This window comes from Paenibacillus sp. AK121 (assembly GCF_019042715.1).
In the GTDB taxonomy this organism is placed as follows: domain Bacteria; phylum Bacillota; class Bacilli; order Paenibacillales; family Paenibacillaceae; genus Paenibacillus; species Paenibacillus polymyxa_C.
The window spans coordinates 19,129-31,918 of the sequence record NZ_JAHPJM010000024.1 but is presented as its reverse complement, the minus strand read 5'-3'; the positions used below and the strand labels follow the sequence as shown (position 1 = coordinate 31,918).

The 12,790-nt window shown below is 45.4% G+C and carries 10 protein-coding genes and 2 tRNA genes; 8 read left to right on the top strand and 4 right to left on the bottom strand.

The features are described from left to right. The first annotated feature begins 78 nt into the window (after positions 1-78). From KSP24_RS24380 to KSP24_RS24370, 3 genes are all read left to right on the top strand, one after another. A tRNA-Pro gene (locus tag KSP24_RS24380) sits at positions 79-155 on the top strand. Positions 156-162: 7 nt separating this feature from the next. Next, positions 163-233, top strand: a tRNA-Gly gene (locus tag KSP24_RS24375). A 1,135-nt stretch (positions 234-1,368) separates the two neighbouring features. After that, complete coding sequence (locus tag KSP24_RS24370) at positions 1,369-2,331, top strand: glycoside hydrolase family 26 protein (RefSeq protein ID WP_025676052.1); 963 nt, start codon at positions 1,369-1,371, stop codon at positions 2,329-2,331. Between the two features lie 230 nt (positions 2,332-2,561). On the opposite strand, the gene KSP24_RS24365 is transcribed toward KSP24_RS24370, so the two are convergent. Then, on the bottom strand, positions 2,562-3,059 hold the full coding sequence (locus KSP24_RS24365; protein ID WP_025676051.1) for a CcdC family protein: 498 nt from the start codon (positions 3,057-3,059) through the stop codon (positions 2,562-2,564). Positions 3,060-3,223: 164 nt separating this feature from the next. Continuing rightward, positions 3,224-3,700 carry a disulfide oxidoreductase gene (locus KSP24_RS24360; protein ID WP_013369120.1) on the bottom strand — a complete coding sequence of 159 codons (477 nt, stop codon included), beginning with the start codon at positions 3,698-3,700 and terminating at the stop codon, positions 3,224-3,226. A 230-nt stretch (positions 3,701-3,930) separates the two neighbouring features. Between KSP24_RS24360 and KSP24_RS24355 the strand changes: the two genes are divergently transcribed. Then, complete coding sequence (locus tag KSP24_RS24355; protein ID WP_013369121.1) at positions 3,931-4,557, top strand: nitroreductase family protein; 627 nt, start codon at positions 3,931-3,933, stop codon at positions 4,555-4,557. A 106-nt stretch (positions 4,558-4,663) separates the two neighbouring features. Here KSP24_RS24355 and mprF read toward each other — a convergent pair whose 3' ends face one another. Then, positions 4,664-7,306, bottom strand: coding sequence for a bifunctional lysylphosphatidylglycerol flippase/synthetase MprF (mprF, locus tag KSP24_RS24350; RefSeq protein ID WP_013369122.1), 2,643 nt, complete (start codon positions 7,304-7,306; stop codon positions 4,664-4,666). Between the two features lie 211 nt (positions 7,307-7,517). Between mprF and KSP24_RS24345 the strand changes: the two genes are divergently transcribed. The 4 genes from KSP24_RS24345 (at position 7,518) to KSP24_RS24330 (ending at position 11,471) form a co-directional block, all read left to right on the top strand. Continuing rightward, positions 7,518-8,279 (top strand): AAA family ATPase, encoded by a 762-nt coding sequence (locus tag KSP24_RS24345; protein ID WP_216977046.1) that lies wholly within the window; start codon positions 7,518-7,520, stop codon positions 8,277-8,279. Positions 8,280-8,326: 47 nt separating this feature from the next. After that, positions 8,327-8,845 carry a GyrI-like domain-containing protein gene (locus KSP24_RS24340; RefSeq protein WP_216977044.1) on the top strand — a complete coding sequence of 173 codons (519 nt, stop codon included), beginning with the start codon at positions 8,327-8,329 and terminating at the stop codon, positions 8,843-8,845. A 146-nt stretch (positions 8,846-8,991) separates the two neighbouring features. After that, entirely contained in the window at positions 8,992-10,194 is a 1,203-nt protein-coding gene (locus tag KSP24_RS24335) for an MFS transporter (RefSeq protein ID WP_013369125.1), read from the top strand. 224 nt (positions 10,195-10,418) lie between these two features. Continuing rightward, positions 10,419-11,471 (top strand): lactonase family protein, encoded by a 1,053-nt coding sequence (locus tag KSP24_RS24330; protein WP_216977042.1) that lies wholly within the window; start codon positions 10,419-10,421, stop codon positions 11,469-11,471. A 120-nt stretch (positions 11,472-11,591) separates the two neighbouring features. Here KSP24_RS24330 and KSP24_RS24325 read toward each other — a convergent pair whose 3' ends face one another. Then, positions 11,592-12,548, bottom strand: coding sequence for an ArsR/SmtB family transcription factor (locus tag KSP24_RS24325; protein WP_025676046.1), 957 nt, complete (start codon positions 12,546-12,548; stop codon positions 11,592-11,594). Between the last annotated feature and the right edge of the window lie 242 nt (positions 12,549-12,790).

Here is a 12,790-nt window from a genome sequence, read left to right as displayed (position 1 = left end):
GCGGAATTGGCAGACGCGCGCGACTCAAAATCGTGAGGGAAACCGTGGAGGTTCGAGTCCTCTCACCGGCATCTATTACGGGATGTAGCTCAGCTTGGTAGAGCACCTGGTTTGGGACCAGGGGGTCGCATGTTCAAATCGTGTCATCCCGACCATTTTTTTGCGGGTGTAGTTCAATGGTAGAACTCCAGCCTTCCAAGCTGGTAGCGTGGGTTCGATTCCCATCACCCGCTTTATATAGATGAAAAAAGAGACGGCTTATGCCATCTCTTTTTTTTTGTACTTTAAAAAAATATCGTGTTCTAGTCAATAAAGCTCAAGAGTTAGAACATTATAGTCTAAATCGATGATGGTTCTGCAGTTGTTATTATACTTCATGGATTTACACAGACTGGTTACTCATCGTCCTTACTAAGCAACATACCCCGTTAGTTGCCCCACTATTTTAAAACTCCTTTTATAATTCAAGTCGCTCGGAGCTCCAATCCCATAACTCGATAGCACGATTGTAGTTGTATGATTTCTCTGAAGATTTGATTTCTTTGGATCCGTCCCACTTTGAATAGAGTTGGTGAGTACAAGCTTTGTTAGATCATTTCCTGATTGTTTGGTTGTACGAATGCTGGAACGAAACGGAGTAATGGCATTACATTATTCCACATAAATCGCAGGAAGAAGAATAGGAAACTGGGGAATAATAGTTTCACCTCTAAAAACCGAATTTGGCCCAAAGGCCGAATATCGTTTTTTTTGGTTGTTTCATGAGTGCCAAGCCAACATTTTAAAGAAAATAAACGCTATGTTTTCAGAGTGATCAGTTTAGTTCTAATAGACGCTAGTGATCCACCGTTGCTAACTATTCTGCACGTGTGTTTATTCTCTAGACTACTGATAACAGGATACGTTAAGTGTGTGATTATGAATCTTCTACATAGTCCAAAAATAGCAATAATTTGAATCTGAATTCACAAGAGTGAAATAAAAGTATTTCCTTTATTACACACTTAGTCTCTACCACACTTTGCGAAGGTTGTTTATTAATTGTTATACGAATTAATTTTTGATCTAATAGAACTATTTCAACCTTTTTCCTTGATGTCGATATAATTGAGGGTCGCAAAAGTGTATTCCTTTAGGCAAATGGAGATCAACTCGCTAAAACGAAAAATATGTAGGTTGCGAATCAGAATTGTCTTATTGAACAGGAGGGGTGTACTAGAAAAAAGACTCATTACGGAACTCAGAATTGAGGAAAAACGGAGGTTATGTTATGGACAAAAAGAATGATAAAAGTTGCTGGATGAAGTGATTGACCATAAGCCTTGCGATTACAAGCAGCAAGATATAAACATTAGGAGGATAACCAATATGAATTCATTCAAGAAAACGAAGAGCTTGATCAGCGCCCTGACCGGGGCTGCACTATTATTCTCGCTACCAATGACGGCAGGCGCGGAGAGCAATATCAACTATACAGGCATGTTCCTGGGCTATGACGGAAGTGTAAACACCAGCCCTGTCTGGACCTACAACCCTGACATTGTCTCCTATGATCTGCTGAACTGGAACCAGGGGGGCACCGATGCAGCCTCCATTACCTCTAATAGCGCCTCCGTCATCCAAGACCTGGGGAAAATCGTCACCGTTTCCACCCACATGCCCAATCCTCAGGGTGGAAATGTAAACGCCCCAATGTCTGATTCCGATTTTAATATCTTGGCCAATACAGACATTTCATCCATCAATTCGTCCAGCCCCGCATGGCTACAAAATTATAAGGCCCAGGTTGACAATGTTGTGACCGGTCTGCAAAAGTTTAACTCATCCCCCGTTTACTACAGACCCTTCCATGAAATGAACGGAGGCTGGTTCTGGTGGGGAAACAAGAATACGACAGACTATAAGAACCTGTACATCAATTTGTACAATTACATCGTGACGACCAATGGCATGTCCAACGTCAATTTTGTCTATGCCCCAAATAAAGGAGCTAACGCGGCTGCTTATTACCCCGGCTCTAGCTATGTCACATGGATTGGCATCGATGCTTACAGCGATGATCCGTCCAATGACAATGAAATCAAGATGGCTTACAATGACATCAAAGGACTTGGCAAAACTTACGGCTTTTGCGAAATTGGACCAGCCGTGGGTGGCGACCATGTGGATCGCAACAATAATCAGCTCAAGGAATTCGATTATTCGCTTTGGAACAACGCCCTGAATGAAGTCTACACTGGAGCAAGCTTCTTTATCACCTGGGATGGCGCTTATGCTCCGCAGAATAACACAAACGGCAGCGTGCTGTTTACAAAGCAGAGCTCCCAGTAAGTGCCTAGCGCCCGGCGTCCAGGCAGCATGGCATCAAGGCGTTAATCCCAAGCTGACCGCAGAACCTTGGGAGAGTGAGACGTTTTCAAGAACGACAACAAAAAGCACCACCTTAATGAATTGGCCCCTGATAGACTAAAAAGACCCAAAAGACACGACCTCCTGTTAGGAGAAGGGGTCTTTTGGGTCTACACAGCAACATGCGAGTATGCACGTTAAATATCGGTTGGTCAGATGCGGACTTCCGCCTCGTCCGGAACGAACTGACGATATTGAAAATACATACGGAGCCGCCAGTGTAACAACGTCCCGAAGGCTAGTATGAAAAATAGCCCTGCTGTTTGCGGGATGGTAATGTAATGCTGAATAAATTCATGCAGCAGCAATCGGACGATCAGCAGGCTGATCAGGATAAAAAAGAAGGTGCGCGAGCGTTGCACGAAAACCAGCCCTTCTTGTAACTCAAATTTGGTGCTGCGGATCAACGGGTAGGAAAAAATAAACCAGCCGATCAGAAAAGCGCCCAGCGCCCAAAGCCAGGGAACCCGTACTTCTGGCACCACAAACATCATAAAGCCGGTGCTCATGCCGAGCGGAGGAATGATGATTTTTTTGGCATTAATCGGGCGATGACCTGTCTTCATACGGATGAAAATAGCCGATATAGCGATTAAGATCATACCGAAAGTTGCGCCATATTGCAGCAATGGGGTGCTGATATGAAACATGGACTGGCCCCCTCTATAAGGAATATAAGCGTTATTGGACAGACTGCAAACCTTTTACATTATAGCACATATGCAATGGATATATTTAGTTACAGTCTTTCCTCCGGCAAGCGGATTATACGCCTTTTGGTGGTAACCGGCCCTATAATCGGGTCTCTTTCATCTTATGCGAGTTCTTGTGCTTGTACCTCACCTGCGGCTGATTTTTTCTCTTGGCGCATGATATAAACCATCGCTGCAATAATAAGGATAAAAGCAATGAGTGCGAGAAACGGAATGGTGATGAAATCCAACCAGTTCAAATAATCCTGTTCACAGGACACTCTGCCGCAGGCCGTTGAAGTTTGTGTGGCAGCTTTGGCGGCTGCATGGATGCGCTGAATAATAAAATGATAGGCCGAAATCGCACCACCGATGACGGCTAATGGCATAACGTAAATACGTATTTTCGTATCGCCTCGAAAATATGCGATTCCGAGCAGAAGGGTCAGGGGATACATTAGAATGCGCTGAAACCAGCACAGCTTACAAGGCTCATACCCCAAGATTTCGCTGAGATACAGACTGCCCAATGTCGCCACACAAGCTACTACCCACGCGGCAAATAAAGCAATATCCGTTTTTTTAAACGATCCGATCATAGTAACGCTCCTTTTTAAATTCAAATGAGAACAGTATGAACTCATCGTGTCTTGTCCCATCGGCAGGCATTTGCCGATATGCATGTCTTTATCCGTATTGTACTGTATTTTGAGTGCGGGGTCATACTTAAACATATTGACATCATTCACTATCATTTTTATAATTGCAGTAGTTTGGGAAGTTAATAAAGATTCAAGATATATATTAAGAAATTAGGAGTGTGCCCAGAATGTCGAGCAGCCGGAAAAATGAAACCTTATCTGTTATTAGTGAAAGACACGCGGTAAAAAGCTATGTAAAGGATTTTAAAATGCCAGAGGAAGATCTAGAAGCTATCTTGACTGCCGCGGTAGAAGCTCCTTCCGCTTGGAACCTTCAACATTGGAAATTCCTTGTTATCGAAAGTGAAGCGGACAAACAAAAATTGCTGCCTATCGCCTACAACCAAGGTCAAGTAGCAGAAAGCTCTGTTACGATTGCCGTACTGGGTGATTTGGAAGCGAACCGCAATGCTGTCATTTATGATCAAGCGGTAGAAGCAGGCGCATTGCCAGCGGAAATCCGTGACGCATTGGTAGGTCAAATCAATGGTGCTTATCAAAACCCGCAGGTAGCTCGCGATGCAGCGATCCTGAACTCTGCTCTTGCAGCACAAAACATTATGCTGGCTGCTAAATCTTTGGGCTACGATACTTGCGCAATGGGCGGATTTATTCCAGCACAATTGATCGAGCAATTCAATATTCCAGCACGATACCTGCCAACCATGCTCATTAGTGTAGGTAAGGCACAAGTGCCAGCACGTCCATCAGGACGTTTCCCACTGTCTGACGTTGTTGTAAAAGGCAGCTTCTAAGAAAAATAGTGAATATAAAAGGGTGTTCCTGCAACCACTTGTGGCGGGGAACACCCTTTTTTACATCGTTTTAAACTGTCAAAATCCTTTTTGTATCGTACCTTGTTTAGTCCGAGCGTTTGGACACGAGATATACCAGCTCCAGCGTCAGGATCGGCAGAAAAACAGAAGCTGGATAGGCCAGATAGCGCGGCTCCCACTGCGGCTTGAATTTATCCTTAAAGCGTCGAAGCCCCTGGAAGCCGTAAAAATGTCCCCCGTATTGAAAAACGAGTCGAGCCAGCTTTTCCTCGCGCAATGCCTTTTCGCTTTGTCCTACCTGGGACAGCGGGGCCATGCCCAGGTTAAATGTCGTATATCCACTTTCCTTGGCCCACTCAATGACCCGTGTGAATAAGTAATCCATCGTTCCATTGGGTGTGTCGGGCAGGTGACGCATCAGGTCGATAGAGACCGTCTGCCCATGATCATAAGCTGGGGCCATCGTAGCGAAAGCAATGACCTTCCCTTCGGAGTCTCTAAGCAATGCAATTGGAGCCAACTGAAGGTAAGATTCTTTGAACCAGCCGAGAGAATATCCCTTCTCCTTGCGCCCATCCAGCCAAATATCCGAAATATGACGCATCTCCTCAATTAATGACGCCTCTAGAGGCGGCTGGACCATTTCGAATGAATAGCCTTCGCGGTCAAAGCGATTTTTGGCGCTGCGCAGCGCCTGATTGCTTTTGCCCGTTAGTGTAAAGGACTCGAGCGGCACGAGCGCCTCCTCGCCCAATTTAAAAAAGCGATAGCCGTTCTCGTGATAGATGGACAAATATTCCGGTGATGCTTGGTAAAATACAGCCGTCAATGCATATCGATCCGCGAACCGTTGGAATTCCTGAATGGCTTCACTCACACGTTCTTTTGGACCGAGAGGGTCACCTAATACAATCAGTTTGTCCCGGCTGCGAGCATAGGGGAGAACCACCTGTTCGTCCTTAGTCCAATACAGATATTTATCGCCCAGAAAAAGCATATGAGAAACGAGGTTACCACCCTGTCGTTCCAAAAATTCTTTTAGCTTAACCAGCTCCTGTGCGTCGGGTAGATTACTGATGCTACGCTGAGGACGAAGAAAGAAATACACCGTCAGGAATACCCATGCCAAAATCAAACTAAATACGGCTGTAACTCCGTAATCGCTGCGGTTCATAAAAAAGTCCAGATGGACCTTGGCATGTATATGACGCATAAATGGTGTATTGGAGCCTGCCCCGATCATAAAATAAGCGCCGGTTACGAGTAGAGATAATCCGCCCCATATTAAAATGTTGTGCCGATTCAGCGGCGCACTGACCCGATAAAACCTTGAACGCGAAATCCACAGCATTAATGCCACGAACAGCAGGAAAAAGGCTTCTTCAAAATCCAGACCTTTAGTGAAGGTGAAAATGGCTCCTGTCAGCAGAAGTATCAAGGTCAGCCGCAATGCTCTGCGAATACGCAGAGAGATTCCGTGGGACAGAACGACAAGCATAATTCCGATGATGACCGAGATTTCGTGCGATAAGCGCATAACGGGCAGGCTGAGCAAATGTTCAGCAAAACGGAGCCTATACAGCAGACCAGGCGTAGCTGCCGACAACAGAAGCACCACGCCGGAGATGAGTACCAGTTTCCCAAGCGCCCATACCCCCAGATCGGCCAAAAACCGGAATTGACCAGGCCAGCCCCATACCTTCTGCCAGGCATTAAGGGAGTAATCCCAGCCTGTCTCAGCGAGCTGGCTCAAGCGCTCATTACGCGGAATCATTTCGAGCGCGGCTAATACCAAGCCGATGAGCCACGGAATGATGTAATAAAAGACGCGAAAGACCAGCAGCACAGCCAGCGCCCGGTCCGAGTTGGCTCCTGCCATTTGCAGCCCGAGCAGGGCGATAATATCGAATGCACCGACTCCTCCGGGTGCAAGACTGATTAACCCCGCAATTGCGGCTATTACATAAATACCGAACACAGCATGGAGCGGCAGCTCATGAAGCAAGTGCGAGCCGATCCATGCAAAGGTAAGACCAGCCAGCAGCCATTCCAGCAGAGAGGCGCCAATGGAGGCAGAGATGGTGAACCAGGAGAGCTGTCCTTCTCCCTTGTTGAACCATGTGGCATACCTTTTGGAGCGCTGCATGATCAGAAATAGAGGCAGGTAAAGTGCCATTCCCCATAGCGCCCAATGAAGCCATGGGTGAGCATCCAGCACAGGCTGCACCGGATACAGATGGACAATAGCACCCCAAGCTAGCAAAGATAGTCCGGTAATGACGACAGGCGAAAGAAATACGACTGCCGAGGTAATGACACCCAATGGCACACCGCTCTTTTTATACAGCACAGTGCGCAGTCCAGCTCCTGTAAAGCCTGCAAAGCCGAAGACATTATTGAAGGTATTTGATATCCAGGCGTACCGGAATGTCGTTCCAGGCTTGACTTGAAGCTTGAAATGATGCCTGATTACATAATCGTAAGCACTCATAGCAGCCACGGCTACCAGGGAGAACAAGCCAATTTCGATGAGAAACGTGGCATCCATTCGCCGCAGCTCATGAAGCATCCGTGCCAGATTAAAGTCTTTTAGCTCTCGTCCAGCCTCCCATATAATAAAAGCCAGTACAGCCAACGGCAGTAAAATACGCGTCAATCGCTGCCTGTAGATGGTCATCATATACTGTACGATTTTAAAGGATTGGAACGGTTTGTGATTTGAATTCATAGATTCACCTGCTTGAAAAGGATAAGATTGAGACTGATAATGCGCGAAAACTTCCTGCCCAAATAAAAGGCTTCGTTATATTATACCTGTAATAATAGCTTGAATAACAACAGAAGGGTTACGAAATGGGAGTTGAGATTGATTGCTGTAAATAATTCCAATATAATGATGGAATACCTAGTAAATTGCTTGGCAATGGAGCTGACTGAACATGAGTATATGGGATCGCAATCTTTTTATACGTCGATTGGAGCTATTGTGGCCTCCAGATGCTGACAGGAGCCAATACCCTTTTAACTTAAGGGCTCTTCAACAGTGGAATGAACTCAAATTCCATCCTTCCGTTACCTATATTGTTGGAGAAAATGGTGTAGGTAAATCAACGCTTATGGAGGCAATCGCGGTCGCTTGGGGTTTTAATCCAGAGGGTGGCACTAAAAATTTCAACTTTTCTACACAAGCCACGCATTCCTCGTTGCATGAGCATATCCGCTTGGTGAGAGGGGTTGAAAAACCGAGGGATGGCTTCTTTTTCCGGGCGGAGAGCTACTATAATGTGGCGACTCATATTGACGAGCTGGATCGAGAAGGAGGAGGGCGACCCATTCGGGATTCGTACGGGGGGAAGTCGCTGCATGAGCAGTCGCATGGCGAGTCTTTTTTTGCTGCATTTGTGCATCGGTTTGGAGGACAAGGATTGTATATTTTGGATGAGCCAGAGGCAGCGCTATCGCCTTTGCGTCAGATGGCCATGCTTGCCCGGATTCATGAGCTCGTGCAACAGGGATCACAGTTTATCATTTCTACCCATTCCCCCATCTTGATGTCTTATCCAGATTCGGTCCTGTATCATCTGACACATGAAGGGATCGACACACGGACGCTGGAGGAAACCGATCATTATATCATCACCAAACAATTTCTGAATAACAAGGAAAGGTTATTGCAGGAGCTATTCGAAGATTCACCATAAGGATATAGTAAGTTTGGTAGTATCCACTTTGATGAGGAGGAAACCGTATGAGTTCAAATCTCGATGTAGTTATTCAGCGGATATCGGCTTTCAAGGTAGCAGCGCTGACTGCGCGAGCCCCTTTTGCCGAATTGGGTGATGAGGTACGCAGACAGTGGCAACAAGTGCAACAGAACGTCCCAGAGAACCACTCAGGTCGTCTGGACGCGGATATGGGCTATGTGTTAACTCCCCAATGGACAGTTGTTGAGGAGAACGGAAGTACTGCGGTCAAGGTGGGCGTTAAAGTGTCCTCGTGGAATGAAGTACCGGATAGTCTTGAACGCATCGAGGTGCCCGAAAGAGAGTATGCAGTGACCCGTTTTCAGGGAGATCGAGAACGATTAAATACGATTTATGATGATCTATTTGCTTGGTTGGACCGTAATGGCTATGAGCGTAATACAACAGAGGGGGTATATTGGATCGAGTCGAATCGACTAAAGCCGGTGAATCCTTTTGATATTCCATCCGCAGAAATTCAGAAATTTGATTATGATATTGCGATTGCTATTGTACAAAAATAAAGGAGTAACATTCAGGGGTATCGGAAGTATTTTATGATTGTTATTTGCCTCCCACTCTATTAATATAATGAAGAGTTTTGCTGAAATGGTTGCAAAATAAGAATTTCGTATACGAAATAAAGAACCTGAGGAGGACAAAACGCAACATGTCGGATTCACAACAATTGAAAATGGGACCGCTCGTCATTTTGATGATTAATATGTTTATTGCCATGCTGGGAATTGGACTCATTATTCCGATCCTCCCCAAGTTCATGGGTTCCTTGGGAGGCAGTGGTGAAACGGGAGGCTATCTGGTTGCCGTGTTTGGCTTGACCCAGTTTATATTTTCGCCGTTAGCGGGGGAATGGTCCGATAAATACGGACGTAAAAAAATGATTATTATCGGTTTGGTCATCATGACGGTGTCTTCTGTATTGTTTGCAATTGGACACTCATTGACGATGCTGTATATTTCCCGTTTGCTTGGAGGCGCAGGAGCGGCATTTATGATCCCTCCAATGATGGCTTATATTGCCGACATCACAACAGTCCATAACCGGGGCAGAGGAATGGGGCTGTTGGGGGCCGCTATGTCGCTTGGTTTTGTGATAGGTCCTGGTGTAGGTGGTTTGCTGGCAGATATCTCGCTTCGTACACCCTTATACGTTTCGGCGGCGGTATCAGGTTTAGCGGCACTGATTTCATTGATTTTACTGCCCGAAACCTTGTCGTTGGAGAAGCAGTTGAAGTTTCGAAATGTTAAGGTGAAACGGGACAATGTGATTAAACAGTTTGCGCTGTCTTTCCGTAAGCCGTACTTTATGCTGTTGATTATGATATTCACGTTAACCTTTGGCCTGACGCATTTTGAAACGATGTTTCCGTTTTTTGTAACAGGCAAGTTTCATTACAATGAACGTGATATTGCTATCATTATTACGGTAGGTGCGTTGGTCGGAACTATAATTCAAGCTGTGGTCATTAGTCCGATGTTGAACCGTTTTGGTGAAAAAGGTGTGATTATCGGTTCTTTTCTGTTTTCCGCGATTTCCCTTGTGCTTATGTTGCTCTCAGGGAACTTCTATTATGTACTCGGAGTATCGCTTATCTTCTTTACCGCTACGTCGTTGCTGCGACCAGCCATTAATACTGCTTTATCCAAAATGGCAGGGGATGAGCAGGGAGTTGCAGCCGGGATGAACAATGCTTATATGAGTATTGGTAATATTTTGGGACCTGCGCTTGCTGGTACATTGTTTGAGGTGCATATCAATTTGCCGTACATTTTTGGGGCGGTCATTCTCATGCTTAGTTTGGGGCTGGCTGTAAAATGGAAAAGCAGAGATACGCAATCCACAGCGGTTTAATATTATTTTTTCTGTAAAGTAGTCTCTTTTGGTGTGAACTGTGGCGTTCTTATGAACTACTACAGATTACAGCGGAAGAGGCTATTTTTTTGCATACATAGCCAAATGTTAATGAAACGGCAGAATCTTGGGTAATAATGCATGATAAGTTTATAACCAGTTAGAAAGTAGAACTTAAAAGTCGGATAACTTGTGAGGAATACGCTAAAAGGAGCTGAGATCGGATGAAAGAGCGGAATGAGCAGTTATTTTATATAGGAACTTATGCGTCTCGTGAGGAAAGAGGAATTTATATAGGAGCTTTGCATACGGACAATGGTGATTTGCGTATGGTTGGAGGTGTGGAAGGAATCGAGAGACCTTCTTTTCTGGCACTGCATCCGAATGGGGCGGAGTTGTATGCTGCCAGTGAAACAGAACCAGGCCAACTGTACACGTATCAGGTGAACACCCAGACGGGGGAATTGCATACTATGGATCGAAAAGGAACGGAGGGCGCACATACTTGCTATGTATCCGTAACAACAGATGGACAATATGTGCTGGCTTCTAACTATTCTGGGGGCAATGCCGTTGTATTCCCTGCGACAGAAGCAGGAGGGTTGGGAGACATGTCAGGGCAGGTTCAGCATACGGGGTCAGGGATTCGTCAGGACCGCCAGGATGCACCACATCCACACTCGATTATTCCTGATCCTTCAGGACAGTATGCCATGGTATGTGATCTGGGGCTGGATCAGATTATAGTATATCGTTTGACCGAGGATGGGAAACTGGTGACCCACCGTGAGACAGATTTGCCACCTGGTTCCGGCCCACGCCACCTGGTTTTTCATCCCTCAGGTCGATATGTCTTTGTCGCCAATGAATTGAATAATACCGTTACTGTGTTTGGTTATAACGAACGTAATGGTAAGCTTACCTTGCTGCAAAGTCTGTCCACACTGCCAGAAGGCATTATAGATGTAGAAAATACAGCAGCGGATATTCGAATTACACCCTGTGGACGTTTTCTGTATGTATCCAATCGAGGACACAACAGCATCGTACTCTACCATGTCGATCTAGACAGCGGCAAGCTAAAGACGATTGAATGGGTCGAGACTTTCGGCAGTACGCCGCGTAACTTCAACATCTTGTCTGGTTATTTGCTAGCGGCGAATCAAGAGGGAAACAACGTCGTATCCTTTGCTATCCATGGGGATGATGGACGGTTGACCCGAACGGGATATGTATTGGAGGTTCCTTCACCAGTTTGTATTGAACCTGTACGCTAATTACACAGCGCATGGCAAAAAGGGGCCATTAAAAGAGAATGAGAAAGTAAAACACGGCGCTTTGTCTCCCAAGAAAGGCATGGGCAAAACGCCGTGTTCAGGTTTTGAATGGTCTAATGATTACTTGCTGCTATCGCCAGCTTCTACCGTTGCTGTTTTGGTATGGTTTTCCGCAGGTTTGTAGTACAAACGGAACAGGATATCCTGGTTGTAGTTACCAAATCCAGTACCGAACAGGGTTACCCCGCCAATATGCTGGGCATCATCCAAAATGGCAATACGGAATTTCCATTGCTTCTGATCAATCAGCACGTCGCTTAGGGTCACATCGGATATCTGCTTGCCATCCATAAAGGTACCTTCGGATGTAACGCGAAGTCTCTTAAGCAGACCATATTGATTGATAAAATCAGGCCACCATGAAGGTGTATATTTACCACGATTATCACCGAAATCCCCCGGGCTAGTCCAAGTGCCCAAATTCACATCATTTAGAAAAAACGTGATGTCTGAAGGCCAATTATCATTGGTAAAAGGGGCCTCCGATGATAATTCCATCGAAATTTCCAGTTCCTCAGCTTTTTGACTGGACAATAGGAAATTCGGCACTTTATAATCCATATACCCTTGGCTAAACCAAAGAATTTTGGAATTGAAGCGCTCAGGGTCTAAGAATGAACGAGGCTCATCGAATTCTCCGATAATCTTTTCGACGGTAGCTAGGCCGCAGGTTGCCTGAATTTCAAAATCTGTAAAGTGTCCGACGGAAATCTCCGTCTGATGAAATTGCCGTACATCCTGCTGATAGCGTGGCATGGCGATTTCAATTTTGTCCGTAGCCAATGAGCATACCTTCTGAACCCCGCCTCGTCCGGGCAGCATTTTAGTCGAAATAATGGATGCTCTCTCCAGTTTCTTAACATGCATGGTCATAATCGCACTACTGAGTCCCAGGGCTTCCGCCAGCTCACGTATATTCATAGGCTTCTCCGCAAGCAGAACAATCATGTTCAGCCGAACCTCACTGGCCAGCGCTTCATAAACGGGAAGTGATTTTTCAGAAATGTCCAGTTGCATAGTTCCTCCAATTCTAACGCGCATCATAAATTGATGGTAGTTTAACATATATGGATTTTTTTCAATATTCATACATATAAAACGATATGATTTACATTTATATAAACAATATACCCTTTCCTTGATCGCTGGCACAAGCCTAACCCCGTAAAAAGCCAAAAATTGTTCAAAAAACAGGACACCCCATAAACTCTTTCTTTGTGTGTTGGGATGTCCTGTGATGGTATGTGATTTGCGGGATG

Bases quoted from the DNA above. Each gene is read 5' to 3' on its own strand.
- KSP24_RS24360 (WP_013369120.1), bottom strand. From the start codon at position 3,700: ATGATCGGATCGTTTAAAAAAACGGATATTGCTTTATTTGCCGCGTGG.
- KSP24_RS24325 (WP_025676046.1), bottom strand. From the start codon at position 12,548: ATGCAACTGGACATTTCTGAAAAATCACTTCCCGTTTATGAAGCGCTG.
- KSP24_RS24355 (WP_013369121.1), top strand. From the start codon at position 3,931: ATGTCGAGCAGCCGGAAAAATGAAACCTTATCTGTTATTAGTGAAAGA.
- KSP24_RS24330 (WP_216977042.1), top strand. From the start codon at position 10,419: ATGAAAGAGCGGAATGAGCAGTTATTTTATATAGGAACTTATGCGTCT.
- KSP24_RS24365 (WP_025676051.1), bottom strand. From the start codon at position 3,059: ATGTTTCATATCAGCACCCCATTGCTGCAATATGGCGCAACTTTCGGT.
- KSP24_RS24340 (WP_216977044.1), top strand. From the start codon at position 8,327: ATGAGTTCAAATCTCGATGTAGTTATTCAGCGGATATCGGCTTTCAAG.
- mprF (WP_013369122.1), bottom strand. From the start codon at position 7,306: ATGAATTCAAATCACAAACCGTTCCAATCCTTTAAAATCGTACAGTAT.
- KSP24_RS24335 (WP_013369125.1), top strand. From the start codon at position 8,992: ATGTCGGATTCACAACAATTGAAAATGGGACCGCTCGTCATTTTGATG.
- KSP24_RS24345 (WP_216977046.1), top strand. From the start codon at position 7,518: ATGAGTATATGGGATCGCAATCTTTTTATACGTCGATTGGAGCTATTG.
- KSP24_RS24370 (WP_025676052.1), top strand. From the start codon at position 1,369: ATGAATTCATTCAAGAAAACGAAGAGCTTGATCAGCGCCCTGACCGGG.